The sequence below is a fragment of the Roseateles oligotrophus genome (genome assembly GCF_025717515.1).
GTDB classification, from domain to species: Bacteria; Pseudomonadota; Gammaproteobacteria; order Burkholderiales; family Burkholderiaceae_C; genus Paucibacter_A; species Paucibacter_A oligotrophus.
In genome coordinates this window covers 31,238-58,052 of sequence record NZ_JAJIRN010000003.1, presented here as the reverse complement: position 1 = coordinate 58,052, position 26,815 = coordinate 31,238, and the positions used below count along the sequence as shown (strand labels likewise).

Annotated in this window: 22 protein-coding genes; 10 read left to right on the top strand and 12 right to left on the bottom strand. The window is 64.2% G+C overall.

Going from position 1 to position 26,815, the window contains the following annotated elements; genetic code table 11:
- Positions 1-39 precede the first annotated feature (39 nt).
- Both LNV07_RS06365 and LNV07_RS06360 read right to left on the bottom strand, forming a co-directional pair.
- A complete protein-coding gene (locus LNV07_RS06365; protein ID WP_263570342.1) occupies positions 40-2,253 on the bottom strand; it encodes a formylglycine-generating enzyme family protein in 2,214 nt (737 codons plus the stop codon).
- Entirely contained in the window at positions 2,225-3,196 is a 972-nt protein-coding gene (locus tag LNV07_RS06360; protein WP_263570341.1) for a glycoside hydrolase family 16 protein, read from the bottom strand. The genes LNV07_RS06365 and LNV07_RS06360 overlap by 29 nt, the downstream gene beginning before the upstream one ends.
- 157 nt (positions 3,197-3,353) lie before the next feature.
- Between LNV07_RS06360 and LNV07_RS06355 the strand changes: the two genes are divergently transcribed.
- Together LNV07_RS06355 and LNV07_RS06350 are read left to right on the top strand one after the other, a co-directional pair.
- Positions 3,354-4,025 (top strand): response regulator, encoded by a 672-nt coding sequence (locus tag LNV07_RS06355; RefSeq protein ID WP_263570340.1) that lies wholly within the window; start codon positions 3,354-3,356, stop codon positions 4,023-4,025.
- Positions 4,026-4,175: 150 nt separating this feature from the next.
- Positions 4,176-5,699: a sensor histidine kinase gene (locus LNV07_RS06350; RefSeq protein ID WP_263570339.1), complete on the top strand. Its 1,524-nt coding sequence runs from the start codon at positions 4,176-4,178 to the stop codon at positions 5,697-5,699.
- On the opposite strand, the gene rodA is transcribed toward LNV07_RS06350, so the two are convergent.
- From rodA to LNV07_RS06325, 5 genes are all read right to left on the bottom strand, one after another.
- Positions 5,690-6,847, bottom strand: a complete 1,158-nt coding sequence (gene rodA / locus LNV07_RS06345; protein WP_263570338.1) for a rod shape-determining protein RodA — start codon at positions 6,845-6,847, stop codon at positions 5,690-5,692. The genes LNV07_RS06350 and rodA overlap by 10 nt on opposite strands.
- A complete protein-coding gene (gene mrdA / locus LNV07_RS06340; RefSeq protein WP_263570337.1) occupies positions 6,844-8,949 on the bottom strand; it encodes a penicillin-binding protein 2 in 2,106 nt (701 codons plus the stop codon). The genes rodA and mrdA overlap by 4 nt, the downstream gene beginning before the upstream one ends.
- Positions 8,950-8,992: 43 nt before the next feature.
- Complete coding sequence (gene mreD / locus LNV07_RS06335; RefSeq protein ID WP_263570336.1) at positions 8,993-9,514, bottom strand: rod shape-determining protein MreD; 522 nt, start codon at positions 9,512-9,514, stop codon at positions 8,993-8,995.
- Positions 9,511-10,488 carry a rod shape-determining protein MreC gene (mreC, locus tag LNV07_RS06330; RefSeq protein ID WP_263570335.1) on the bottom strand — a complete coding sequence of 326 codons (978 nt, stop codon included), beginning with the start codon at positions 10,486-10,488 and terminating at the stop codon, positions 9,511-9,513. Before mreC ends, mreD begins: the two co-directional genes overlap by 4 nt.
- Positions 10,489-10,634: 146 nt before the next feature.
- Positions 10,635-11,678, bottom strand: a complete 1,044-nt coding sequence (locus LNV07_RS06325; protein ID WP_263555083.1) for a rod shape-determining protein — start codon at positions 11,676-11,678, stop codon at positions 10,635-10,637.
- Positions 11,679-12,001: 323 nt separating this feature from the next.
- Here LNV07_RS06325 and gatC point away from each other — a divergent pair, with 323 nt between their 5' ends.
- Genes gatC through gatB form a run of 3 tightly spaced genes read left to right on the top strand, consistent with a single transcriptional unit; the run spans position 12,002 to position 15,251 of the window.
- The gene (gene gatC, locus LNV07_RS06320; protein WP_263570334.1) at positions 12,002-12,301 is read left to right on the top strand and encodes an Asp-tRNA(Asn)/Glu-tRNA(Gln) amidotransferase subunit GatC; all 300 of its coding nucleotides are present in this window, start codon (positions 12,002-12,004) and stop codon (positions 12,299-12,301) included.
- The gene (gene gatA, locus LNV07_RS06315; protein ID WP_263570333.1) at positions 12,301-13,797 is read left to right on the top strand and encodes an Asp-tRNA(Asn)/Glu-tRNA(Gln) amidotransferase subunit GatA; all 1,497 of its coding nucleotides are present in this window, start codon (positions 12,301-12,303) and stop codon (positions 13,795-13,797) included. Before gatC ends, gatA begins: the two co-directional genes overlap by 1 nt.
- A gap of 2 nt (positions 13,798-13,799) precedes the next feature.
- Positions 13,800-15,251 carry an Asp-tRNA(Asn)/Glu-tRNA(Gln) amidotransferase subunit GatB gene (gene gatB, locus LNV07_RS06310; protein ID WP_263570332.1) on the top strand — a complete coding sequence of 484 codons (1,452 nt, stop codon included), beginning with the start codon at positions 13,800-13,802 and terminating at the stop codon, positions 15,249-15,251.
- Here the strand turns inward: gatB and LNV07_RS06305 are convergent.
- The 3 genes from LNV07_RS06305 to LNV07_RS06295 form a co-directional block, all read right to left on the bottom strand.
- Positions 15,240-15,950 (bottom strand): hypothetical protein, encoded by a 711-nt coding sequence (locus LNV07_RS06305; RefSeq protein ID WP_263570331.1) that lies wholly within the window; start codon positions 15,948-15,950, stop codon positions 15,240-15,242. The two genes, gatB and LNV07_RS06305, sit on opposite strands and share 12 nt — an antisense overlap.
- A complete protein-coding gene (gene pyrE / locus LNV07_RS06300; RefSeq protein ID WP_263570330.1) occupies positions 15,950-16,627 on the bottom strand; it encodes an orotate phosphoribosyltransferase in 678 nt (225 codons plus the stop codon). The genes LNV07_RS06305 and pyrE overlap by 1 nt, the downstream gene beginning before the upstream one ends.
- Before the next feature lie 119 nt (positions 16,628-16,746).
- Positions 16,747-19,050, bottom strand: a complete 2,304-nt coding sequence (locus LNV07_RS06295; RefSeq protein WP_263570329.1) for a TonB-dependent receptor — start codon at positions 19,048-19,050, stop codon at positions 16,747-16,749.
- 268 nt (positions 19,051-19,318) lie between these two features.
- Here LNV07_RS06295 and LNV07_RS06290 point away from each other — a divergent pair, with 268 nt between their 5' ends.
- Positions 19,319-20,122, top strand: a complete 804-nt coding sequence (locus tag LNV07_RS06290) for an exodeoxyribonuclease III (RefSeq protein WP_263570835.1) — start codon at positions 19,319-19,321, stop codon at positions 20,120-20,122.
- Between the two features lie 43 nt (positions 20,123-20,165).
- Here the strand turns inward: LNV07_RS06290 and LNV07_RS06285 are convergent, their stop codons facing one another.
- Positions 20,166-21,137, bottom strand: coding sequence for an AraC family transcriptional regulator (locus tag LNV07_RS06285; protein WP_263570328.1), 972 nt, complete (start codon positions 21,135-21,137; stop codon positions 20,166-20,168).
- A complete protein-coding gene (locus tag LNV07_RS06280; RefSeq protein ID WP_263570327.1) occupies positions 21,137-21,685 on the bottom strand; it encodes an OsmC family protein in 549 nt (182 codons plus the stop codon). The genes LNV07_RS06285 and LNV07_RS06280 overlap by 1 nt, the downstream gene beginning before the upstream one ends.
- A 208-nt stretch (positions 21,686-21,893) precedes the next feature.
- On the opposite strand from LNV07_RS06280, the gene LNV07_RS06275 reads away from it, so the two are divergent.
- The 4 genes from LNV07_RS06275 to katG all read left to right on the top strand — a co-directional run bounded on the left by LNV07_RS06275 (position 21,894) and on the right by katG (position 26,815).
- Entirely contained in the window at positions 21,894-22,709 is an 816-nt protein-coding gene (locus tag LNV07_RS06275; RefSeq protein ID WP_263570326.1) for a class I SAM-dependent methyltransferase, read from the top strand.
- A 7-nt stretch (positions 22,710-22,716) separates the two neighbouring features.
- On the top strand, positions 22,717-23,535 hold the full coding sequence (locus tag LNV07_RS06270; RefSeq protein ID WP_263570325.1) for a class I SAM-dependent methyltransferase: 819 nt from the start codon (positions 22,717-22,719) through the stop codon (positions 23,533-23,535).
- Positions 23,536-23,799: 264 nt separating this feature from the next.
- Complete coding sequence (locus tag LNV07_RS06265; protein WP_263570324.1) at positions 23,800-24,420, top strand: transporter substrate-binding domain-containing protein; 621 nt, start codon at positions 23,800-23,802, stop codon at positions 24,418-24,420.
- Positions 24,421-24,616: 196 nt separating this feature from the next.
- Positions 24,617-26,815: a catalase/peroxidase HPI gene (gene katG / locus LNV07_RS06260; RefSeq protein ID WP_263570323.1), complete on the top strand. Its 2,199-nt coding sequence runs from the start codon at positions 24,617-24,619 to the stop codon at positions 26,813-26,815.

Here is a 26,815-nt window from a genome sequence, read left to right as displayed (position 1 = left end):
CACCATCTTGTGCTTGCTGCCTTTCAATAGAATTTGAAGCTAACTCCCATCCACCACGCAGCGAAAGCCAATGCTGCCGGCCCGATCCTTGGCCGGCGCCATCAACAGGTATTTGCCATGCTCGTTCAGCTTCAAGGCCGGCGGGAAGTACCAGTGAGAGCCTTGGGGCCGATAGTAGCTGCCGCCGCGCAGCACCGCCGCACGGGTGTGCTCATCGGAAAATTCATCGGTCCATTGCCAGACCAAGCCGACCATGTCCTGGACACCAAACGGGCTGGCGCCCAAGGGGTACGTGCCGACCGGGGCCGGTGGCGGCATGTCCCGCGCGGTGGCTGGCGGGGGCGCGGCAGCGGCCAGCCATTGATTGCCCCAGGGGTATTGCCGGCCATCGCTGCCCTGCGCCGCGTATTGCCACTCCCACTCATGCGGCAGGCGCTTGCCGGCCCAATGGCAATAGGCGCGCGCGTCTTCAATTGATACCCAGGTAACCGGGCGCTGCTCATCACCCGGCTTAGGCGCGCGGCCAGCCCATGCCTTCAGGAAGTTATGCGCATCGGCGGGCCGGTAGTCGGCCGCATCGATGAAGGCCTTGAACTGGGCGTTGGTGACCGGGAAGCGGTCGATGAAGAAGCGCTTGCTCGCCATGCGGTGCAGATGGGCGCGGCGGGGAAAGAGCTCCCAGGGATATTGCACATCCATGCCGGGGCGGTTCTCGCCTTCGATCTCGACGCCGGTGACGCGGAAGTCAAACTCGCCGGCGGGTATGGCCACCATGCCGCTCGGCGCCTGGCTGGCAGGCCGTGTAGCCGCTATTGGCAGCATCGCCTGCGGCAAGGGCTTCCACTCGGCCGAATAGGCTCTCAAGGGCTGGCTGGCCCGCGCCTGCTGAGCCTTCATGAAGGCCGCAAGCTCGGCCGGCAATGGGCCTTCATCCAAGCCGAGCACCGCACCATAGGCAAGTGCTTCCATCTCGAAGCTCAAGACCGCGTCGGCACCGTCGACTCTGACGCTTAGCTCCACCCCGCGCCACAGATCAAAATAGCGCCGGCCCGGCCGATGCGCCACTTTCACAATGGCTTCGTCGAGCGCAAAATCATTGCGGTTGACCAGCGTCCACAGCGTGCGACCCGCGCCGGCAAAGCTGCTCGCGTAAACACCGTAATGCTGCGTCGGCAGATGCGGCACCCAATCGGGGCTGCTGATCAGCTCGGGTACTGTACGGTAGATGTTCGCGATGCGCCGCAGCGCCTCGGCATCGCGCGGCGTGAACTGATTCCACCAACCCCAGATGTTCTCCCAGCTCTGGATGCCGGCGCCGTTGAAGAAGGCCGCTTGCATGATGTTGTGACGGTCGGTCGCCCAGCGGTCGCTGACATGGATCAGATGGCGCGGCTCCAGCCATTTCCATTGGCTGACCATGGGCACCAACGGCGTCTCCCAATAGCCCCAGCTCTGCTGGTTGAAGGCGAGCATCGCATCGTCCTTGAAGGACAACTCGGGCTGCAGCAGCAGCGCGCGGCCGCTGGCGTCGGCGGCTTGTCGGTAGGCCAGCGGCAGACCGTCCATGGTGTCGCCATTGATACCGTCGGCGCCGATCTCGGCCATCAACTCGGCGATGGCCTGCGGCATCGGCTTGCCTTCCTCGCGCGAACCCTGATCCCAGGGCAGCAGCGGAAACAGCACGCGCACGCCCCGGCTTTGAAAGTCCTTGACCAATTGGCGCAGCGCCGGCAGACCGCCGGGCAGGTCGCGCAGCATGTCCCATTGGTTGCGGTCGTCGATGCCGATGTTCGGATAGACCGGCCAGAGCAGCACGCTGTCAATGCCGCCATAACGCCGATTCAGGTCGGCGAGGTAACGGTCCGGTGTGTAGCGCCGCGTCAGTGGATCGTAGAGGTAGCGGTCCTCCATCATCGCCTGTGGCTGCACAAAATTGCGCTGCGTCCAGAGCAAGTCGGGGCGGCGGTATTGCGCGTCGTCATAGCCGATGGCCTTGAGCCGCTGCGAGCGCCAGGCGCGCATCGCCTGCAACCAAGGCTCGAATGCACCGGCGCTGTCGCGCTGCCAGTTGTTCATGCGCGCCTGCCAGTCGGGCTCACCGCGGTCTTCTTGCGCCGGGCCGGCGATTTGGCTGCCGCGTGGCTTGATCTCGACCGGCGCAGCTTGAGCGGGGGAATTCACGGCCAGCAGCAGTCCGGTGATCAAGCCAGCCCAGTCGCGCCGCTTACTTGGCCTGTTGGTAGACGCGCACATGCTCGACTTCCATCCTGATTGGCAAGACGGCGTCATCGACCGCCCCGCCCAGATCACCGCCAATAGCGATATTCAGAATCAAATACTGCGGCGCATCAAAAGGCCAGGCGGCCTTGCCGGTCTTGGGGTTCGGGTAGACCGCATGGGGCTGGCCGTCGATGCCGAAGGTGACTTGCTCGGCCGTCCAGTGCATTTGGTAGTTATGGAAGGCGCTGCAGGCATCTGGCACCTGGGTCGCGCCGCCCTTGCCATAGGCGCCGCTGCCGGCCGTGGTGTGGACGGTGCTGAAGACCTTGGCGGGCTCATGGCCGACTTGCTCCATGATGTCCAACTCGCCGCCGGCCGGCCATTCGCCCTGGCTGGCCAGCGTCCAGATCGCCGGCCAACTGCCCTTGCCGCAGGGCAGCTTGGCGCGGATCTCGAAGAAGCCATAGGTCCACTCGGCCTTGCCGGCGGTGATCAGCCGGGCCGAGCTGTAGCGCTGGCCACCCCAGTCGGGCTGCTGGGCGAGCGACTCCAGGCGCGCGGTGATGACGAGCTTCCCGTCTTGCACCGACGAGTTCTCCGCCCGCGCATGGCTGTAATACTGCTTCTCCTTGTTGTGCCAGCCCTGCTTGTTCATGCCGGTGTCGTAGACCCATTTACTCGGGTCCGGCAGGCCGCTGCCCGCAAACTCATCGGACCACACGAGGCTGTAGCTTGCCGGCGGCGCAAGCGTTGCGCTGGCCGAAGGCTTGGCCTCATCGGCCGCTCCCCCAGAGCCGCAGGCGCAGAGCGCCATGGCGGCGAGCAGAGGCGTCCAGCGCCAGCTTTGAAAGCAGGGATAGGGTGTATTCGGCATGAATGGGTTCAAGCGTTGAAAAGAGGCGGAGAGTTCATCGGCATGGACAGCGTCGGATGCGGACACCGGCATAACGGCCGACGCGGCAATTCTTGCGGGCATTTGCCTGGTCTCCGAGGGCAATTTCTGAAAGCGCTTTCAGAATATATTGCAAATGCGGCGGATTGGCATTTCTGGCTAACCCTTAGGCGCGCTCATCCCTCGAGCTGCGGGCTCCTAGAATGGAGAACAAGAACTTGCCAAGGACGGAGACACAAAAATGCGCATCCTGATTGCGGAAGATGATCAAGTGCTGGCCGATGCGTTGCTGCGCTCGCTGCGGGCCTCCGGCTATGCGGTTGATCAGGTCAGCAATGGTGGCGAGGCCGACGCAGCATTGGCCTCGCATGAATTCGACTTGGTGATTCTGGATCTGGGCCTGCCCAAGCTCCACGGCCTGGAGGTCTTGCGCAAATTGCGTGCACGCGGCTCGACCATGCCGGTGCTGATATTGACCGCCGCCGACAGCGTCGAGCAGCGGGTCAAGGGGCTGGATTTTGGCGCCGATGACTTCATGGCCAAGCCCTTCTCGCTGCAGGAGTTGGAGGCGCGCGTGCGGGCCTTGACGCGGCGTGGCCTCGGGACCGCGTCCAGCGTCATCAAACATGGGCCGCTCAGCTTCGATGCCACCGGGCGCGTCGCCTATATCAATGATCAGATGATCGAGTTGTCGGCCCGCGAACTGAGCCTGCTTGAGGTGCTGTTGCAGCGCGCCGGTCGCCTGGTCAGCAAGGATCAGTTGGTCGAGCGCCTGTGTGAATGGGGCGAAGAAGTCAGCAATAACGCGATCGAGGTTTATATCCACCGCCTGCGCAAGAAGATCGAGCAGGGCCCGATCCGCATCGCCACCGTGCGCGGCTTGGGCTACTGCCTGGAAAAGATATCCTCTTGACCGGATTGCAAGCATGATCCGGGCGTTACGGGCCGAGCGCTGGGCCGCCCCCGAGCCGGCCCGATTGACGATGTGCTTGCTGGCCAATCCAGCAAGCATCGCCGTCCCCTCGGGGGAGCGATCAGCGTGCCCGCTGAGCGAGGGGCTCACATGAGCGCCGCTGAACCCGTAGAAAAAGGTCAGCGCTCGCTGTTCGGCGAGATCCTTGATTGGATGCTCGCGCCATTGCTGCTGATTTGGCCGATCAGCGTGGCGCTGACCTGGCTGGTTGCACAAGGCATCGCCAGCAAGCCCTATGACCGCGAGTTGGGCGAAATGGCGCGCACGCTGGGTCTGCAGGTCGCCGCCGCGGAGCCGAATATGCGCGGCGGGCGTTCCAAATATGCGCTGGCGCCCGAGGCCGCCGCGCTGTTGCGGGCCGACGAAACCGACACCATCTTCTATCAGGTGCTGGGCCTGCGCGGTGAGCTGCTGAACGGCGACGCCAAACTGCCGGTGCCCCCCGACGAGGATCTGATCGTGCCCTGGGAACTGCATTTTCGCGATGACGAGATCGGCAATGAGCGGGTTCGCGTCGCCTATATCTGGGTCGCGCCCGAAGGCATGGCGGGCTCGACCAAAACCATGTTGGTGCAGGTGGCCGAGACATTAGGCAAGCGCTCGCGCCTGACCAACGAAATCATCAAGGGCGTGATCCTGCCGCAGTTTGTGATCCTGCCGCTGGCGGTCTTGCTGGTGTGGCTGGCGCTGGCGCGCGGCATCGCGCCGCTGAATGATTTGCAGCGCCGCATCCGCTCGCGCGACAGCTCCGACCTGAGCCCGATCGACGAGCGCCGCATCCCCGATGAGGTGGCGCCCTTGGTGCGGGCGATCAATGATTTGCTGGCGCGGCTGGATCAGTCGATCAGCAGTCAGAAGCATTTTTTGGCCGATGCCGCCCACCAGCTGAAAACGCCGTTAGCAGGCCTGCGCGCGCAAGCGGAATTTGCGCAGCGCGAGATCGATGAGGGGCGCAGCGAGCCGGCCGAGCTGAAGCGCTCGCTGCAGCAAATCGCATTAAGCAGCCAGCGCGCCGCGCATATGGTCAATCAGTTGCTGGCGATGGCGCGCGCCGAAGACAAGGAGCATGCCGCGCGGCGCAGCGAAGTGAATCTGGCCGAACTGGCGATTGAGACGGTGCGCGACTTCGTGCCGCGTGCGCTCGATAAGCGCATTGATTTGGGCTATGAGGGGCCGTCCGAAGACCAATGCAGCTTGCGGGTGCTGGGCCACCCCATCTTGATCCGCGAGCTGATTCGCAACCTGGTCGACAACGCGCTGCTCTACACACCGCCCGCCGGCACCGTCACCGTGCGCGTGGTCGAAGACCCGTTTGGCCAGGTCAGTGTCTTGCAGGTGGAAGACACCGGGCCGGGCATTCCCGAGTCGGAGCGCGAGAAGGTTTTTCAGCCTTTCTACCGGGCGCTGGGGACCAATGTCGATGGCTCTGGTTTGGGCCTGGCGATCGTGCGCGAGATTGCCGGCCAGCATGAGGCCGAGGTCAGCCTGGACGACACCCGCCAGCGCCGGCCGGGTCAGACCGATGCGGCCGGCCAGGGGCCGGGGGCGCGTTTCACGGTGCGCTTCGCTGCGCACCCAGCCGGGCCAGCCAGGGCGCCGCAGGCTCAGGACTGATTGAAGCGCCGGCTCTTGGCGATGGACATCAACAGCCCCAGGCTGATGCCCAGCATCACCATCGCCGTGCCGCCATAACTGATGAAGGGCAGGGGCACGCCGACGACCGGCAGGATGCCGCTGACCATGCCCATATTGACGAACACATAGGTGAAAAAACTCATCGTCACCGCGCCCGCCATCAGGCGCGAAAACATCGTCGGCGCGCTTGAAGCGATCAACAAGCCGCGCAGAATCAGTGCCGAAAAGCCGGCCAGCAGCGCCATCGCGCCGGCCAGGCCGAACTCCTCGCCGAAGGCGGCGAAGATGAAGTCGGTGGTGCGCTCGGGGATGAATTCCAGATGGGTTTGCGTCCCCTTCATAAAGCCCTTGCCGGTGATGCCGCCGGAGCCGATCGCGATGCCGCCCTGGATGATGTGAAAGCCCTTGCCCAGCGGGTCCTTGGTCGGATCAAGCAGGGTGCAGACACGGTTCTTTTGATACTCGCGCAGCACCGGCCAGGTCACCTCGGGCTGACAGATGGCCTCCTCGCTCATGATCAAGGCGGTAATGCCGGCCGCACCGAGCACAAAGGCCGGCAGGATCAAGCGCCAGGACAGCCCGGCGAAAAAGATCACATACAGGCCGGCCGCCGCGATCAGGATGCCGGTGCCCAGGTCGGGCTGTTTGGCGACCAGACCCACCGGCAGCAGCAGCAAGATAAAAGCGGCGATGAAGTCGGCCAGTCGCAGCGCGCCTTCGCGCTTTTGAAACCACCAGGCCAGCATCAAGGGCGTGGCGATCTTCAGCAACTCGGAGGGCTGGATGACGATGCCGATATTGAGCCAACGCGTTGCGCCCTTCTTGCTGATGCCGAACAGCGCCGTCGCCACCAACAGGCCCAAGCCCACGGTGTAGAGCGGAATCGCCAGCGCCATCAGGCGCTGCGGCGGCAACTGGGCGACCAGAAACATCACCCCAAGCGCCAGCAGCATATTGCGGCCATGATCAACGAAGCGGGTGCCGTGATCAAAGCCGGCCGAATACATCGACACCAGACCTATGCCCGCCAGCCAGGCAATCGCCAGCAAGAGCGGCAGGTCGAAACCCGAGAACCAGGGTTTGAGGCTGTGCCACCAGCTTGGTTTATTGAAGGCGCTATGACTCATCGACTGGCTCCCGAGACAGGTGGGCGCGCTGCCGCGCCGGCCGCAAGCGGCGAACTGCCGGAGGCCATTGGCTTCGATGCGGCGGATGCCGCCGCGGCTCCCGCCGCGCTGGCCGCACTGGCGGCGGCAGAAGCAGCGGCGGCAGCGTCGGCCGGGTTGCCCGGCAAAGGCATCTCGGCCGCCACACGCGGCTTGCCGACCGGCGCGGTGGTCTTGCCTTGCTGGGTCAGCGCAATGTCTTCCTCGCTCGGGTATTGGCCCATCAGCACATAGTCGAACAGGCGCCGGGCAATCGGTGCGGCCGAGGTCGAGCCGTAGCCGGCATTCTCGACAATCACCGCCAGCGCGATCGTCGGCGCCTCAATCGGCGCGAAGGCGACATACAGCGAGTGGTCGCGCTTGCGCTCATCGGCCTTGATGTCCTTGTACTTTTCGCCGGCCCGCAGCCCAATCGCCTGTGCGGTGCCGGTCTTGCCGCCGCTCTTGTAGCCGGCACCCGCGAAGACCGCGCGCGAAGTGCCCTCGATCGTCACACCATGCATCGCGTTAAGAATCACCTCGACCTGCTCGGGCTTGAGCGGCAACGGGGGCAAGGCATCACTGGCCACGCGGCGTTGCTCGTGCTTGACCACATCCTCGATTTCACGCACCAGCCGCGGCTTGTAGCGCAGGCCGGCGGAAGACATGGTCGAGGTGGCGGCCGCCATTTGCAGCATGGTGAAGTTGTTATAGCCCTGGCCGATGCCCAGTGAAATGGTCTCGCCGGCATACCATTTCTGTTGCTCGGGCTTCTTGAAACGCTTGCGCTTCCACTCGGTCGATGGCAGATCGCCGATCAACTCGCCAATCAGGTCGATCTCGGTCTTGCGGCCAAAACCGAAGGGCTTCAGCTCATCATGAATCAGGTCGACCCCCATCTCATTGGCGAGGCTGTAGAAGTACACATTGCTGGAGCTGACGATGGCCAGGCGCATGTCCTTGGGGCCGGGCCGGTCGACTTCCGGGCTGCCGAAGGTGCGGCCGCCGAAGCTGTAGGTGAGGTTGTCCTGGATGACCAGGCTGGGTGAGCGCTTGCCCGAATTCAAGGCCGCCATCGCCATAAAGGGCTTGAAGGTCGAGCCCGGCGGGTAGGTGCCACGCATGGCGCGGTTCAAGAGTGGTTTGTCGATGTCCTCGTTCAGCTCGCGCCAGTTTTCAGCGTCGATACCGTCTACGAACAGGTTGGGATCAAAGGTCGGCTTGGACACGAAGGCCAGCACCTCGCCGTTGCGCGGGTCGATCGCCACCAAGGCGCCGCGCCGGTCTTTGTACAGCTCCTCCACCAAGGCTTGCAGGCGGATGTCGATCGACAGCAGCAGGTTGTTGCCCGGCGTCGGCGGGCGATGGGCCAAGCGCCGCACGGCGCGGCCGCCCGCGCTGGTTTCCAATTGCTCGAAGCCGGTGATGCCATGCAGCTCGCGCTCGTAGGCCTGCTCCAGGCCGAGCTTGCCGATGTATTCGGTTCCGCGGTAATTGGCAAAGTCTTCTTCCTCCCAATCATCCATGGCCTTCTTCTCGGCCTGGTTGATGCGGCCGATATAGCCGATCAAATGCGCGCCGACCTGGCCGAGCGGATAGCTGCGGAACAAGCGCGCCTTGATTTCGACGCCGGGGAAGCGAAAGCGCTGCGCGGTGAAGCGGGCCACCTCGATGTCGCTGAGCTTGGTGCGGATCGGCAGCGACTCGAAATTCTTGCTTTCGCTCATCAGCCGTTTGAGGCGCTTGCGGTCGCGCGGCTGGATCTCGATCACTTGGGCCAGTGCGTCGATGGTGGCCTCCAGATCGGCCACCTTGCTGGGAATGATTTCGAGCGTGTAAGCCGAGTAGTTACTCGCCAACACGACGCCATTGCGGTCCTTGATCAGGCCCCGGTTGGGCACGATGGGCACGATGGTGGTGCGATTCGATTCGGCGCGGTCGAGCAGGTTGTCATGTTGCTTGACCTGCAGAAACACCAGCCGGGCCGTCAGCAGGCCAAAGCACAAGAGCACGAACAAACCGGCCGCGATCAAGCGCAGCCGGAAGCCTCCCAGCTCTTGCTGGACGTTCTTCATCTCGGTCATACAAACGGCCGATCAGGCAAATGAAGGCATGCGCAAACGCGGCTCACAGCGGCCGATTCGCATCACGATCCGGCGCCCGCCGCTGCGGTGCCAGCAGCAATACGGTCGCCAAGGGCCACAGCATGGCTTCGAAAATCGGCGCCAGGGCCAGGCCCCAACCCGGCCACATACCGCCCACCGCCAGGCGCACCAACAGCGCCACTGCGTGCGCCACCAGGAACAAGGGCAGCACATGCAAGGCCTGCGTGAACGGATCAAAACCTTGCAAACGCCGATGCAGGCTGACGGCACCGTAGCTGAGCAGGCTGTAGGCCAGCGCATGCTGCCCGAGCAACGCGCCATGGTGAACGTCGATCAAGAGGCCGAAGGCAAAGGCCCAGGACACGCCAATCCGGCGCGGCTGATGCACACCCCAGAACACCAGCACCAGCGCCAGCAGATCGGGCATCGCCGGGCTGCGCCCGATCGGCACCATGTCGAACATCAGCGCCAGCATCAGACTCAGGCCGATGAAGAGCGGATTGGCCGGCAACAAGAGCTGGCCGGAGCCACGCGGCATGATCATTTATGCGCTCCTTTATTGGCGGCATTTGCGGCGCCGGCGGTCGCCTTGCGGGCCAATTTTCCGGCCGCTGCCGACGCCGCCTCGGCCGCCGCAGCGGCGGCGGCTTCCGCCTGCGCGGCCTCGTGCAAGGCCAAGGGTTGCAGCACCAACACATGGCGGGCGCTGTCGGCCTGTGCAATCGGCTGCAGGCCAACGCTGGCAAAACTGGTGTCGCCGCGACGCTCCACCACCGCCACGCGCGCCACCGGCAGGCCGGCCGGATAGACACCGTCGAGGCCGGAAGTTACCAAAATGTCGCCTTCCTTGACATCGGCATTGGCGGCCAGAAAACGCAGCTCCATGCCGCTGCCGTCGCTGCGCCCGAAGGCCGCATTGCGCTGCTGGGTGCGGGAGTTCAAGACCGGAATGGCCGCATCCTTGTCATTCAGCAGCGTGACCTCGGCGCTCAGGCCATAAACGCGGGTGACCTGCCCCAGCACGCCGGTGTCATTGATCACCGGTGCGCCGGGCTGCACGCCTTGGCGGCTGCCACGGTCGATGACAACGCGGCGGGAATAGGGGTCGGTTGCCTCATAAAGCACTTCGGCCGACACCGAGCTGACCTGCAAGGCCGGGCGCAACTCCAGCAAGGCACGCAGGCGCTGGTTCTCTGTCTGCAACTGCTCGGCCCGGCTGAGCCGTTCGGCCTGCTGGACCAATTGACGGCGCGCCAGACTCTCGGCGGCGCGGGCACTCTCGGTGCCGCGCAAATAGTCTTGCAGCGACTCCCAGGCATCCACCGGCGCCAGCAGCAGGGTCTGCAAGGGGTGCAGCGCCAAAGCCATGGTCGCGCGGGCCGGCGCCGTCATCTTGAAGCGCGAGTCGGCCACCATCAAGAACAAGGCAAGCGCCGTGCACAGCAGCAGCTTCGTCAGCGCCGAAGCGCCTTGACGAAAGAAAGGTGGCGTGTCGCGATCAAAAGGGCCGAGGGACATGGCTCAAAAGAAGAATCTAACGGGCCGTAGCGAGCGGAGGCTTGGCTAGGCGGCCGGAGCACAGCAACCGGAACGTACTTCCTGTACGTGAGGATTGCGCGCACCGCCCAACGACGCCAGGCCTTCGCGCAGTAGGCCTCCGCCCATCATTCGTAGGTGAAGATGGAGCCGAGGCGCTCCATGCGTTCGAGCGCCATCCCGCAACCGCGCACCACGCAGGTCAGCGGATCTTCGGCCACCAGCACCGGCAGGCCGGTTTCCTCGGCCAGCAAACGGTCCAGATCGCGCAGCAGCGCGCCACCGCCGGTCAGCATCATGCCGCGCTCGGCAATGTCGGCGCCCAACTCGGGCGGGGTCTGCTCAAGCGCATTCTTGACGGCCGAGACGATCTGGTTCAGCGGGTCGGTCAGCGCTTCGAGGATCTCGTTGGACGAGATCGTGAAGCTGCGCGGCACGCCTTCGGCCAGATTGCGGCCCTTGACTTCGATTTCCTTGACCTCGGAGCCGGGGAAGGCGCTGCCGATGGTTTTCTTGATCATCTCGGCGGTCGGCTCGCCGATCAACATGCCGTAGTTGCGGCGGATGTAGTTGATGATGGCCTCGTCGAACTTGTCGCCGCCGACCCGCACGCTGCCCTTGTAGACCATGCCGCCGAGCGAGATCACGCCGACCTCGGTCGTGCCGCCGCCGATGTCCACCACCATCGAACCGGAGGCTTCGCTGACCGGCAGGCCGGCACCGATCGCGGCCGCCATAGGCTCTTCGATCAGGAACACTTGCGAGGCACCGGCACCGAGCGCCGATTCGCGGATCGCGCGGCGTTCGACTTGGGTCGAACCGCAGGGCACGCAAATGATGATGCGCGGGCTGGGGCGCAGCATCTTCGAGTCGTGCACCATCTTGATGAACTGCTTGAGCATCTGCTCGGTGACGGTGAAGTCGGCGATCACGCCGTCCTTCATCGGGCGGATCGCCTCGATATTGCCCGGCACCTTGCCCAGCATGGCCTTGGCTTCGCGGCCGACGGCCTGAATGGTTTTCTTGCCATTGGGGCCGCCTTCGTGGCGGATCGAAACGACCGAAGGTTCGTCCAGCACGATGCCTTTGCCGCGGACGTAAATCAGCGTATTGGCGGTGCCCAGGTCGATGGCGAGGTCGGTGGAGAAGTAGCGGCGCAGGGAGGCGAACATGGTATTTTTTAAGGCGCTGGGCTTGGCATCTGAGCCCTTGGGCTGGAGATCGCCTGCACATCACGCTTGTCAAGCGTTGATCGGGGCTAGGGTTGTGAGCCGGGGCGAGAAGAAATCGTTTAATGGGGAATGCTTGGCTTCGCCATATGCAGCGAGGCTGCCTGAGCCTTCGGGTACTCAAAAGTACCGCTAAGCTTGCGCAGCCCCGTTGCATTGGAGATAAGCATAGATAATAACTGATCACCCAATATTTCTTCACCGAACGGGCCCTTTGTTCTTCTACTTGGGGCTTTGTTTTTTGCCTGAATCGGACTTGGTTTGCCATGGCCCTGACCCCACAAGACGTAAGCCGCATCGCCAATTTGGCTCGACTGGAACTGCAAGAGGCCGAAAGCGCCGCCCTGCTCGGCCAGCTGAATGGCTTTTTTTCCATCGTCGAGCAAATGAGCGCGGTGGACACCAGCGGCGTCGAGCCGCTCTACACGCCGCTGTCTGCCGTGCAAGAAGTGAGCCTGCGTCTGCGCGAGGACCTGGTTACGGAGAGCAATCAGCGTGAGCTGAATCAGCGCAGCGCGCCCGCCGTTGAGGACGGCCTGTTCCTGGTGCCCAAGGTGATTGAATAATGACAACGAATAAAGCATTGCATGATTTGGGCGTGGCCGATTTGAGCCGCGCGCTGGCGGCCCAACAAGTCAGCAGCGTCGAATTGACGCAACATTTGCTGGCCCGCGTGACGCAGCACGAAAGCCTGGGCTGCTTCCTGCACACCGATGCCGACGCCGCGCTGGCCGCTGCGGCCAGCGCCGATGCGCGCCGCGCGGCCGGCGACGGTGCCGCGCTGCTCGGCATTCCGCTGGCGCACAAGGACATCTTCGTCACCAAGGACATGCCGACCACCGCCGGCTCCAAGATCCTGGCCAATTACCGCAGCCCGTTTGATGCGACCGTGCTGGAGCGGCTTTTTGCGGCCGGCACGATCTCGCTGGGCAAGCTTAACTGCGACGAATTCGCGATGGGCTCGGCGAACGAGAACTCGGCCTTCGGGCCGGTCGCCAACCCCTGGGACCGCACCCGCGTGCCGGGCGGCTCATCCGGCGGCTCGGCAGCGGCCGTCGCTGCCCGCCTGGTGCCCGCCACCACCGGCACCGACACCGGCGGCTCGATTCGCCAACCCGCCAGCTTCACCGGCATCACCGGTATCAAGCCGACCTATGGCGTGTGCAGCCGCTACGGCATGATCGCCTTTGCGTCCAGCCTGGACCAAGCCGGCCCGATGGCCCGCTCGGCCGAAGACTGCGCCTTCTTGTTGTCGGCGATGAGCGGTTTTGATGAGCGCGACGCCACCAGCGTGGAACGGCCTCCGCAAGACTTCCACGCGCAGATGCTGCAGGCCCGCCCAGGTGCGACCGCTGCCCAGCCGTTAAAAGGCCTGCGCATCGGCCTGCCGCTCGAGTTCTTTCCGGCGGCCCTGGCGGCCGATGTCAATGGCGCCGTGCGCGCCGGCCTGGCGGAGCTGGAAAAGCTCGGCGCCACGCTGGTGGACGTCAGCCTGCCGCGCACCGAATTGGCGATTCCGGTCTACTACATCATTGCGCCGGCCGAGGCCAGCTCGAACCTGAGTCGCTTTGACGGCGTCAAGTTCGGCCACCGCGCGGCCCAGTACGACGACCTGCTGGATATGTACAAAAAGACCCGCGCCGAAGGTTTCGGCGCCGAGGTCAAGCGCCGCATCATGATTGGCAGCTACGTGCTGTCTCATGGTTATTACGATGCCTACTATCTGCAGGCGCAAAAGCTGCGCCGCATGATTGCCGATGACTTCCAGCGCTGCTTCACGCAGTGCGATCTGATCGCCGGCCCGGTCGCACCGACCGTTGCTTGGAAGAAGGGTGAAGGCGCCGACGATCCGGTCAAGGCCTATCTGGCCGACATCTTCACCCTGCCCGGCTCGCTGGCCGGCCTGCCCGGCATGAGCGTGCCGGTCGGTTTTGGCGAGGGCGGCATGCCTGTGGGCTTGCAGTTACTCGGCAACTATTTCCAGGAGGGTCAGCTCTTGCATGCGGCCCATGCCTTGCAACAAGCGACCGATTGGCACCGCGCAGCCCCGGCAGGAATTTAAGAATGGCACAAAGCAAACTCATTCGCGGCTATGAAGTGGTGATCGGCCTGGAAAACCATGTCCAGCTGTCCACCCAATCCAAAATTTTCAGCGGCTCGTCGACCGCTTTTGGCGCCGCACCGAACACGCAGGCCTCGCCGGTCGATCTGGCCCTGCCGGGCACGCTGCCGGTCTTAAACCGTGGCGCGGTCGAGCGGGCAATCCGCTTCGGCCTGGCCGTCGGCGCCAAGGTCGCGCCGCTGTCGATCTTCGCGCGCAAGAACTACTTCTACCCCGATCTGCCCAAGGGTTATCAGATCAGCCAGTACGAAATTCCGGTTGTGCAAGGCGGCAAGCTGGAGTTCTTTGTCGGTGACGTCAAGCATTGCGTCAACCTGACCCGCGCCCACCTCGAAGAAGACGCGGGCAAGAGCTTGCACGAGGACTATCACGGCCTCACCGGCATCGACCTGAACCGCGCCGGCACGCCGCTGCTGGAGATCGTTTCCGAGCCCGAAATGCGCAGCGCGGCCGAGGCGGCCGAGTACGCCAAGACCCTGCATGCGCTGGTGATGTGGTTGGGCATCTGCGACGGCAATATGCAGGAAGGCTCGTTCCGCTGCGACGTCAATGTGTCGGTGCGCCGCCCGGGCGAGCCTTACGGTACGCGCCGTGAGATCAAGAACCTGAACAGCTTCCGCTACATCCTGCAAGCGGTCGACTATGAGGTGAACTGGCAGATCGACGAGCTGGAAGACGGCCGCGCGATCAGCCAAGCGACGATTCTGTTCAACCCCGATACGGGCGAAACGCGGGCCATGCGCAGCAAGGAAGATGCGGCCGATTACCGCTATTTCCCAGACCCGGATCTGCCGCCATTGGTCATCGCTAACGAATGGATTGAGCGGGTGCGCAGCGAAATGCCCGAGTTGCCCGAGCCGATGGCCAAGCGCTTCCAGGCCGCCTACGGTCTGCCCGCCTATGACGCGGCGATGATGACGCAGAGCAAGGACTTCGGCGCCTTCTTCGAGACCGCGGCCAAGGCTTGCGCACAGCCAAAGCTGGTGGCCAACTGGTTGATGGGCGAATTCGCGCGCCGGCTCAATAGCGAAGACCGGCCCTTGTCCAGCAGCCCGGTCAATGCGGCCACGCTGGCCGCGCTGATCTCGCGCATCAACGATGGCACGATTTCCAACAATGGCGCACGCCAGTTGTTCGAGGCGCTGTGGACCGGCGCCGAGCAGAATGTCGATGCGCTGATCGAGTCCATGGGCTTGAAGCAGATGAGCGATAACACCGAGTTGGAGCGCATCCTCGACGAGGTCCTGGCCGCCAATCCGAAATCGGTCGAAGAGTTCCGCGCCGGCAAGGAAAAGGCTTTCAATGCGCTGGTGGGTCAAGCGATGAAGGCGACCAAGGGCAAGGCGAATCCGACCGTCGTCAACGATCTCCTAAAGCTCAAGTTAGCGAGCTAAGTTCGGCGCTGCGGATGCTGCGGCATCCGCAGCGCCGTTGCCTAGGCTGCCCGGCGCGGCGCCGGCCCACAGGCGCTTCAGGCGTGCCAGCTCCAAGTCATAGCGGCTGCTGATGCGCACCAACTCGGCCTTCTGGTTCTCGATCAACTGCTTCTGCGCATCAACCGCCGCGTCGTTGGCATCAAGCTGCTGCTTGAGCTTGGATGGCAGCGGCTTGCCCTTGTAGAACTCGGCCTCGTCCATCAAGGGCTTGCGTTCGAGTGCCAGGTCCTTGACGCGGTGCTCCGAGATCAAACGAGCCTTGTTGGCATCGTCCAGCGAGCTCTCACGCGCATGCTGGTGAGCTGCCTCGTTAGGGTAGCGCAGCATCAAATTTCGATCCCGTCGGATCGCATCGGTCTGGGCCGAGCGCTCGGCCGCCAGCTTGCGTTCCCGCGCCTCATGGGCAGCGCGCTGCTCGGGAGACATCGCCGCCGGCAACACCGAACGCAGCGAGCCATCGGCATTCAACACCCTTTGCTCAACCGCATTGCAGTCGCTGATCGGGCGATCCGAGGTCAGCCGCCGGCCATCGGCCGTGGTGCAGGTGTAGATGGCGGGCTTGGCCTGTGTGCTGGGCTTGGCAGACGTTGGCTGCGCCAACACCAGCTTCGGCGCAAGCGCGGCCACACAAACCGCCAAAGTGGTGAATTTGCCCATCAGACCCCGTAGCGATCCCGATAGGCCTGCACCGCACCGGCATGCGCGGTGACCCGCGCGTCGCTGGTGGTCTTCAAGAATTCCAACAGATCGCTCAGACCGGCGATCGCGATCACCGGCAAGTGCAGTTGCTCGGTCACATATTGCACCGCCGACTTGGGGCTGTCGACGCCGTTCTCAACGGCCTTCTCCTGCCGGTCGAGCGCGATGGTGACGCCGCAAGGCGTGGCGCCGGCAGCAGTGATCATCGCAATCGATTCGCGCACCGAGGTGCCGGCGGAAATCACATCATCAATGATCAAGACCCGACCCTGCACCGGTGCGCCGACCAGGGTGCCGCCCTCGCCATGGTCCTTGGCTTCCTTGCGGTTGTAGGCAAATGGCTTGTTATGGCCGAGCCGCGCCAGCTCGATGGACAAGGCGGCCGCCAGCGTGATGCCTTTGTAGGCAGGGCCGAAGATCATGTCGAATTGCAGGCCGGACGCGATCAAACGCTGCGCATAGAACTGCGCCAAACGACCGAGCTTGGCGCCGTCGTCGAACAGGCCGGCGTTGAAAAAATAAGGGCTCAGCCGGCCGGCCTTGGTCTTGAATTCGCCGAAGCGGAGCACACCGGCTTCAACCGCAAAAGCGACAAATTCTTGGGCGAGCGGATCGGGCATGTTGGCAGTCGTCATGGGCTTGTTTGGCGGGTTCTTTCGAAACATTGTAGGGGCCAAAAAAAGCCCGATCCTCGCTGAAGGATCGGGCTTGGGATGCGCAGCCGGACGCTGCGCCCGCGTGGCTTATCGCCCGCTCAGAAACTGGCCTTGAACTGCAGACCATAGCTGCGTGGCTCGTTGATGATGCCGGTCAGGTTGTTGAAGTCAATGGCGGCCACGACTTGCTGCTCATTGGTCATATTGCGCACATAGGCCGACACTTCATACTTCGAGTTGTTCCAGCCGTAGCCGACCCGCAGACCGCCCTCTAACAATGACTTGGCACGGTACTCGGCCGCCTTGTAGAGGAACATGTTGTACTCGGCCTTGTAGGCCCAATCGGTCAACACATAGACGTCGCCGCCGGCCAATTCGGTGCTGTAACGCAGCGTCCAGTTACCCACCCACTTGGGTGCGCGTGGCAACGGGTTGCCGCCAATCAAGACCCCGCCCTTGGCATCTGGGCTAGGCTTGTTCTGCACGGTGCAGCCAGTGTTGGGCGTCAGATCCGTCCAGTTCTTGTTGCCGCAAGGCGAGACGAAGAGCTTGTCGTCCTTGATCTCGGTATCGTTGTAGCTCAGGCCCAGCGTGGTGCGCCAGTCGCGCGCGATGATGGCCTGTGCGTCCAACTCGAACCCTTGACCGGTCGCCTTCTTGGCATTCACCAACTGATTCTGGTTGACGCTGCCGCTGCCGGCGGTCAATTGCAAGTCATCGACTTTGTAGCTGAACACGGTGCCGCTGATACGGGCCGTTTTGTTCAATAGATCGGTCTTGAAGCCGGCCTCAAACGACAAGGCCTTCTCGGAGTTGGCGACCGAGATCGAGTCGCCGAACAAGACCCGGCCCTGGATACTCGGCGCGCGGTAGCCGGTGGCCACTCGGGTGAATAGCGAGGTGTCCTTGTTCAGCGTGTAGTTGGCGCTCAGATCCCAGCTCCAGTTGGTCGAACGCGGGTTGGCCGTGAACGGGCCGGCGTTCGGATTGCCAAACGGTGTCTGCGTGCGCGCGGCGTCAAAGTCCTTCTTATCGTCGGTATAGCGCAGGCCACCGCGAATTTTCAGGTCGCTTGTGACAGCGTAGTTCAGGCTGCCGAAGGCGGCCCATGAGGTCGAATCTTGATGCTGATAGGCGTAGCCGTTTTGCGGGTCGCCGGCCGAGAAGGAATCAAAGTTGAAGCTGTCGACCTGCATCTTCTCCTTGAAGAAATACAGGCCGCCGATCCATTGCAGCGCCTCGCTGGTATTGGACTGCAGGCGGAACTCCTGCGTGGTCTGCTTCAGCTCGGGCAAGCCATCGGCGGTCTGCGCGTCGAAGGGAATCACCGAAGGCTGACCGGAGAACTTCGGGCCATCCGGAATGCCGCACAACCGGCAACCAAAACCCCCGTCCACATCGCCACGGCTGTAGAACTTGGCGGTGTCGTAGGCAGTGATCGAATGCAAGGTCATGCCGTTCAACTCCCAGCGCAGGCGGGCGCTGGCACCTTTGGACTTGAGCGTCTGCTCGTTGTAACCATCGGTCGGGTAGACCGATGCGTCGAAGCCATCGACCAGATCATTCGTGCCGCGCTTGATGATGTTGGCGCGGAATGTCGTGGCGCTGCCGGCGTAGTCTCGGCCATGCAGATTGAACAGCGCATTGAAGCCGCCGTTCTTGTAAGACGCCTGCACCCGCGCGGCCTTGTCGTTATAGCCTTCCAGGTCGGACGTGGCGCCGGCCAGCGGGTTGTGTACCCGGTCGCTGGCGCGCTGGAACAGCACCGCAGCTCGCATCGCCCAGTCCTCACTCAAGGGCGCGTTGACCGCCGCTTCGAGATTGAAGGCGCTGTTTTTACCGAAACCGGTGTTGACATAACCCTCAAAACGCTTGCCCGGCTTGACCGAGTCAAACTTCATCACGCCGGCCGGCGAGTTACGGCCGAACAGCGTGCCTTGCGGGCCGCGCAGCACTTCAACCTGCTCGACGTCAAAGACCGGGAAGCCCTTCAGCATCGGGCTTTCCTGCACCACATCGTCATAGACCAGACCGACAGGCTGCGAGGCGTTCAAGTCGAAGTCGGTATTGCCCAGGCCGCGAATATAGAAACGCGGGAAGGTGCGGCCAAAGTCGGACTCGATGTTCAGACTGGGCACGCGGCCCGACAAGGCGCGCACGTCTTGGCCACTGGCGTTATAGGCGTCGAGTTCTTCGCCCTTGATGGCCGAGATCGACATCGGCACGTCGCGGATGTTCTCCGCCCGGCGGCTGCCGGTGACGATCACCGTATTCAGCGTCGTCGTGTCTTTTTTGGCCTCGGCCGCAGGAGCTTCCGCGCTTTGCGCCAAGGCAGCGTGCATGGGGAAGGCCGCCGCGAGGGCGAGGGCGATCAGATGGGGTTTGATGGGGAGGGTTTTCATTTGGGTCCTGCTGTTGAATAGGTTCAAAGAGCGAGCTGTACGGGCCTTTGCGGCCAATCGATGGAAGGACGCTCCAACAAAGATCCGAGCCGCGTTCACCGCTTTGGCAAACGTTTGCTTCCTCTGCAACCCTGAATCTATCAAGTCGCATTGATGAAAGTCACCGCAAAATGGTTTTCCCCAGGGTTTTGTGGCCAAAACACAGCAGACCAATCGAAGCCAGTCGCCTGCGATACTGGCCAGCCCTTCACCAGCCCCGCCCTTTTTCATCATGCGTTTCATCACCGCCAATCTGAACGGCATCCGTTCCGCCGCCACCAAGGGATTTTTCGATTGGCTGCCCGAGCAAAAAGCCGATGCGCTGGGCGTGCAGGAGGTGAAGGCGCAAGACGAACATGTGGCCGGCAATTTCTGCAGCTCGGGTGACCTGAAGGGACACTTTCACTACGCGCAGAAAAAAGGCTATTCCGGCGTCGGCCTCTACACCCGCGAGCAGCCCAGCGATGTCATCACCGGTATCGGCGTTGAGGAATTCGACTTCGAAGGCCGCTATATCGAAAAGCGCTTCGACAAGCCCGGCCGCAAGCTCAGCCTGATCAGTTGCTACTTCCCCAGCGGCAGCAGCGGCCCCGAGCGCCAAGAAGCCAAGTACCGCTTTCTGGCCGCGATGGCGCCCCACTTGGAGGCCTTGAAGGCCGAGCGCGAGTTCATTCTGGTGGCCGATGTCAACATCGCCCACCGAGAAGCCGACCTGAAGAACTGGAAGGGCAATTTGAAAAACAGCGGCTTCTTGCCCGAGGAGCGCGCTTGGCTGGACCAGCTGTTTGGGTCCGGCAAGGGTCAGGGCGGCTTGGTCGACGTCTATCGCCAGCTTCACCCCGACACCACCGACGATTGCTACACATGGTGGAGCAACCGCGGCCAAGCCTATGCCAAGAATGTGGGCTGGCGGCTGGACTATCACTTTGCGACGCCAAAGCTGGCGGCGCTGGCCAAGAGTGCCTCGATCTACAAGGCTCAAAAGTTCAGCGACCATGCGCCGCTGACGGTGGATTACGACTTCCAGCTCTGAAAAGCCGAGCGCCTCACAGCGCTGTATAGCGCCGTATAGCGCCCTATAGCGCCGCGCTGCGCACCGTCTGTTTGCGCCGCCAAGCCGCCGGTGGTTCGCCAAATTCGCGCCGAAAAGCGCGGCTGAAGGCAGTGTCGGTTTGATAGCCGACCTCCTCGGCGATACGCGCCAGCGGTGCATTGCTGCGCGCCAGCAAATGGGTTGCCAGCAGCATGCGCCACTGCGCCAAGTACTGCATCGGCGAGCTGCCCACCAACTGCTGAAAGCGCTCGGCCAGCACCGAGCGGGAGGTATTCGCATCGCGGGCCAGGGTCTCCAGCGTCCAGGCCTGCGCGGGCCGCGTGTGCATGGCGCGCAGCGCAGCACCAACGACGCGGTCATTGACGCCGGCCAGCCAGCCGCTGCGCCCTTCACCTTGCTCGTTCATGTACAGGCGCAGCACTTCGATAAACAGCAGCTCGGCCAGCTTGGCCAGCACGCCTGCGCCGCCAGGCCTTGGCGAGCGCGCCTCTGCCAGCGCATAACGCAGCGAGGCCTCCAGCCACACCCCCGCGTTCGAGCCCCGCACGCTCACCTTGACCAGCGAGGGCAAGCCGGCCAACAAGATCCGCGCGAGCCTGGCGTCGCAGGCCAGATAGCCGCAGACCAGGCGGCAAGTGGCCCCGCCGCCGCCATAGGCCAGCAGCCGCGGCCGCCGCGCGAGCACGGCGTCCAGCCTTGCGCCCGAAGCCGGCGGCAGCCCGGGCTGCGAACTCATGCGGTGCGCATGGCCTTGCGGAAAGATCACCGCGTCACCGGCCTGCAGATGCACCGGCGCCTGGTCGGCGAGTTCGACCCAGCAATCGCCCTCGGTGATCATGTGGAAGATCACCACGCGCTCGGCCGTCGGCTCAAGCAGTGGCGCGGCGGCATCGGCGTGCGGCGATTGGTAGCACCAGGGCGCCGTGAAGCGGCCATGCAAAAAGATCGCGCCGACCAGGCGCACCACGCGCAGCGTTTCGGACAGTGCGTCCATCAAGTCTCGGTCGGCAGGTCCGTGCAGATCTCCACCTGCAGCGCCACCGCCAAGGGCTGTGCCAGCGCCTGACTGATAGGCGCCAGCGCGATCGCCTGGTCGACCAGCATGCGCAAGCGTTCGGGTGCGACCCCGGTGGCGGCAATTTGCACCCGCAGCGTCAGCTCGCCCGGGCCGGCAAACAAGGCCATGCCGTCGCTGTCGGGCAGGCCGAGCAGGCCGCGCGCGTCGGAGCGACTGTGCGCCGAGGCCTCCAAGCGCTGCAGATCGATGCCGGCCTCGGCGGCGGCCATCGCAATGCGCGTCACGGCGCAGGAGGCCAGCGCGGCCCGCAAGAGCCAGCCCGGGCTGGGCTGGTCGCCACTGCCTCCGAGCTCGACCGGCATGTCGGTGATGGTCTGCGCGCCACCGGCATATTGCGTGCTGACGCGCAGGCCGCCGCACCAGGCGGACAGGGCCGGCGCGTCCTCAACGATGCCGGCCCGCGGGTGCTTGCGCAGCACCGCGTTCACGCGTGCCATTGCCGACGCGATGCTTGATGAGGCCATGGTCTTGCTCCCTGCGGGTTGATGCGCCGATTCTGGCCGACCCGGCAGGCGCTGCCTAGAGCGCCAAGCGGCGCGGGCCCGCAGCGCGGACGATTCGGCAGCGCGGGCGGACGATCGGGCAGGACGCTTTGAAGCCGGGCGCGGACAGTTGCATCCATCGCAAGGATTCGCCGGGCCGCCGGCCTCAACCCCCGAAGGAGACCTGATCATGAGCACCATCACCCCCGACTACCAGGCCATCAAGGCCCGCCAGCAGGCGGCCTGGAGCAGCTGCGATTACGCCGTCATCGGCTGCACGCTGCAAATCGTCGGCGAGCAACTGGCCGAGGCCTGCGACCTGAGAACCGATGAGCGCGTGCTTGACGTCGCCGCCGGCAACGGCAATATGAGCCTGGCGGCAGCGCGCCGGGGCTGCGAGGTGGTCTCCACCGACTATGTGCCCGGCTTGCTGGAGCGCAGCGCCGAGCGCGCGCACGCCGAGCGGCTGAACATCCGTTTTGAAGTGGCCGATGTTGAGGCGCTGCCCTTCGAGGCCGCCAGCTTTGACACCGTGGTCTCCAGCTTCGGCGTGATGTTCGCCCCCGACCACCTGCGCTCGGCCGCCGAGATGGCGCGCGTGTGCAGACCCGGTGGCCGCATCGGCTTGGCGAACTGGACCCCCGACAGCCTGATCGGCCGCATGTTCAAGGTCCTGGGGCGCCATGTGCCGCCGCCGGCCGGCGTACAAGCGCCTTCGCTCTGGGGCACGGAGGCGCACCTGCGCACGCTCTTTGGCGAGCGCGTGGTCCATCTTGAGATGACGGCGCGTCACTTCAACTTCCGCTACCGCTCGGCGGCTCATTTCATCGACGTCTTCCGCAACTGGTACGGGCCGGTGCACAAGGCCTTTGCCGCCTTGCCGGCCGAGCAAGCCGAGTTGCTGGCGCGCGAACTGACCGAATTGCTGGAAGAGCAGAACCGCGCCGGCCCCGGCTCGCTGGTGGTGCCCAGCGAGTACCTCGAAGCCGTGCTGACGCTGCGCTGAGCCGGCCATGGACGCCCGCTTGCAGCGCCGCATCCAGCGCTACGGCTGGGACCTGGCGGCCGCCTGCTACGAGCCGCTGTGGCGTGCCCCGCTGGCCGCCGCACAGGCTGCGCTGCTCGACTGCGCCGCCTTGGCGCCGGGCGAGCGCGTGCTGGATGTGGCCTGCGGCACCGGCCTCGTCACGCTGCCGGCGGCGCGCGCCGTCGGGCCTACCGGGCAAGTGATCGCGGTCGACATCGCCGACCGCATGGTCGAGGCGCTGCGCCTGCACGCCGCCGCTGCCGGCTTGACCCAGGTGCAGGTGGCGCGCATGGATGCCGAGCATCTGGCCCTGCCCGATGGCAGCGTCGATGTTGTGCTTTGTGCGCTGGGGCTGATGTACCTGCCCGACCCCGCGCAGGCGCTGCGCGAAGCATGCCGGGTGCTGCGCCCCGGCGGCCGCGCGGTGTTCGCGGTCTGGGGCGAACGCGCGCGCTGCGGCTGGGCACCGCTGTTCGGCATCGTCGATGCCGAGGTCAGCAGCGAGGTCTGCCCGTTGTTCTTTGGTCTCGGCCGGGCCGATGCACTGGCGCGCTTGTGCCGCAGCGTCGGCCTGATCGTCGGCACCGAGCTGCGCCTGGCCACAACGCTGGACCATGCCGACGGTCGCGCGGCCTGCGATGCCGCTTTTGCCGGCGGCCCGGTGGCGCTGGCCTGGCAGCGCTTTGACGCGCAAACGCGCGAGCGGGTGTGCGCCCGCTACCTGGAGGCCATCGCGCCCTGGCAGCAAGACAGCGCCTACCGCATCCCGGCGGAGTTTGTCATCGTCGCGGCCATGGCTGCCTAACGTCCTTGAGAGGTCGCCCGCGCCGGCGCAATCATCTTCAAATAAATGCTTACTCTCAATAGAGCCGAGACTGATCATGCTCAAAGGAAAGCGCGCGCGCAGGGTGACGATCGCATCGTTAGGCATTTGCTTGATGCTGGCGCTGAACGCGCGAGCACATGCCGACACGCCTCCCCCCCCGCAACAGCAGCGGCAGCGGCAACGGCAACAGCAACAGCAACAGCAACAGCAGTATCGGCAAGCCGCCTCAAGCCCTTTCGCATCGTGCCGAATTCGCGCGCCGATAGCCAAGACACCCGGCGCCGATACACCATCATCGAGACAGCTCTGAACCGCCTGGGTTATGCGCCAAGCTTCACGAACGAGCCAGGCGAGCGCGCCTTGCTGAGCCTGAAGAACGGCATGTATGACGGCGATGCTAGGCGCGTGGAAGGCTTTACCCAGGTCTACCCGGAGGGCCTGCGTATCGAGCCCCATTTGTCGACGGTAAGGTATATCGCGGTGAGCCACTCGGCCGAGATCCGGCCCGCAGGATGGGCCGAACTTGAGCATTTCCGTATTGCCTATGTTCATGGCGTCAAGGCGATTGATTTGGCAACCGCCCATGCCGCTCGGCGAGAACTCCCGAAAACCCACGATGCCTGTCTCGGCATGGTCGCGAGGCGCCGCGTCGACGTCTGCATCTTGAACGCGCCGCAGGACTATCAGCCTCCGGCCGAGCTGTCGGGTACAGACTTGTACGCCACCACAATCGCCCAGATGAAACTGTATATGTGGCTGGCGCCCAGCCACAGGGTGTTGGCCGAGCGGCTCCGCCAAGTGTTGCGCGAGATGGATCGCAACGGCGAATTGCAGCGGATCTCCGGTCCCGGTCGGTTGCCCTGACGTCCCGCCGGAGTGAGCCTCAGGGGCAGCGCGTTCAAGCTGCGCCCTCAAGCCTTGCGATCCCACAGACGCCGCTTCACCCGCACCCAGTGAGGGTACTGGCTATGGTCACGATTGGCAAAAGTCATCATCTGCTGGTGGCCTAAACCCTAAACTGCTCAGGCACTTCAATGACCAACATCCTCAGGAGCCCGCCATGTCTGCAGAATCCAAATGTCCTTTCGCCGGCCACCCGCGCCCCAACGCCATTGCCGCCGCGCCTTCCAACGCCGATTGGTGGCCGAACCAGCTCAAGCTGAGCATCCTGCACCAGCATTCGCCGCAGTCCGACCCGATGGGCGCCGACTTTGACTACGCCGCTGAATTCAAACGTTTGGATCTGGCCGCCGTCGTCAAAGACTTGCACGCCTTGATGACCGACTCACAAGACTGGTGGCCGGCCGATTGGGGCCATTACGGCGGCTTGATGGTGCGCATGGCCTGGCATGCGGCCGGCACTTACCGCGTGGCCGACGGTCGCGGCGGCGCGGGCACCGGCAACCAGCGCTTTGCGCCGCTGAACAGCTGGCCCGACAACGGCAACTTGGACAAGGCGCGCCGCCTGCTCTGGCCGATCAAACAGAAATATGGCCGCCAGATCTCCTGGGCCGACTTGATGATCTTGGCGGGCAATGTCGCGCTGGAATCGATGGGCTTCAAGACCTTTGGTTTCGCTGGCGGCCGCCCCGACATCTGGGCGCCCGAGGAAGATGTTTACTGGGGCTCCGAAAGCAGCTGGCTGGGTGATAAACGCTATAGCGGCGATCGTGAGTTGGAGAACCCACTGGCCGCCGTGCAGATGGGCCTGATCTATGTGAACCCGGAAGGCCCGAACGGCGTGCCCGATCCGGTCGCATCCGGCCGCGATGTGCGCGAAACCTTTGCCCGCATGGCGATGAATGACGAAGAGACCGTCGCCCTGGTGGCCGGCGGCCACACCTTCGGCAAGGCGCATGGCGCGGGCGATCCCGCGCTGGTCGGCCCGGAACCCGAAGCGGCGCCGCTTGAAGCCCAAGGCCTGGGCTGGATCAACGCCTTGGGCAGCGGCAAGGGCGTACACACCACCACCAGCGGCATCGAAGGCGCGTGGAAGCCCAATCCGACACAGTGGGACAACGGCTATTTCGACATGCTCTTCGGCTATGAGTGGGTGCTAACTAAAAGCCCGGCCGGCGCGCATCAATGGGTGGCGCAGAACGTCAAGCCCGAGCACATGATCCCCGACGCGCATGACCCGGCCAAAAAGCACCCGCCGATGATGACGACGGCCGATCTATCGCTGCGCATGGACCCGGCCTACGAGAAGATTTCGCGCCGCTTCCACCAAGACCCGGCCGCCTTCGCCGACGCCTTTGCGCGCGCCTGGTTCAAGCTGACGCACCGCGATATGGGGCCGCGTTCGCGCTACCTCGGCGCCCTCGTGCCGCAAGAGGTGCTGAGCTGGCAAGACCCGATTCCGGCCGTGGATCACGCGCTGGTCGATGCGCAAGACATTGCCGGCCTGAAGGCCCTGTTGCTGGGCTCCGGGCTGAGCATTGCGCAGTTGGTCAACACCGCCTGGGCCTCGGCCTCGACCTTCCGCGGCAGCGACAAGCGCGGCGGCGCCAATGGGGCGCGCATCCGCCTGGCGCCGCAGAAGGATTGGGCCGTCAATCAACCGGACTTGTTGGCTGCGGTGTTGAGCAAGCTGGAGGCGATTCAGGCCGAGTTCAACGCGGCTCATTCGGCAAGCGGCAAGAAAATCTCGCTGGCCGATCTGATCGTGCTTGGCGGCAATGCCGCCGTGGAAGCGGCGGCCAAGAAGGCCGGTCAGGTGGTGCTCGTGCCCTTCACGCCGGGCCGCATGGACGCGACCCAGGCGCAGACCGATGTGGCGTCCTTCGCCGTGTTGGAGCCGGTCGCCGATGGTTTCCGCAATTGCGCGCGCGCAGGTCTGGCAGCGGTGACGGCCGAACTGCTGCTGGACAAGGCGCAACTGCTGACGCTGACGGCGCCGGAGCTGACGGTGCTGATCGGCGGCATGCGCGTGCTGAATGCGAACGTGGGGCAGTCCCAACATGGCGTCTTCACCACGCGGCCCGAAACCTTGAGCAACGACTTCTTTGTCAATCTGCTCGATATGCGCACGCAATGGCAAAAATCGGCCAGCTCCGAGGGATTGCTGGAGGGGCGTGATCGCAGCTCGGGTGCGCTGAAATGGACGGCTACGGTGGTGGATCTGGTCTTCGGCTCGAACTCGCAGCTGCGCGCGCTGGCCGAGGTTTACGCCTGCAGCGATGCGACTCCGAAGTTCGTGCAGGACTTTGTCGCGGCCTGGGGCAAGGTGATGGCGCTGGATCGATTCGATCTGGCTTGA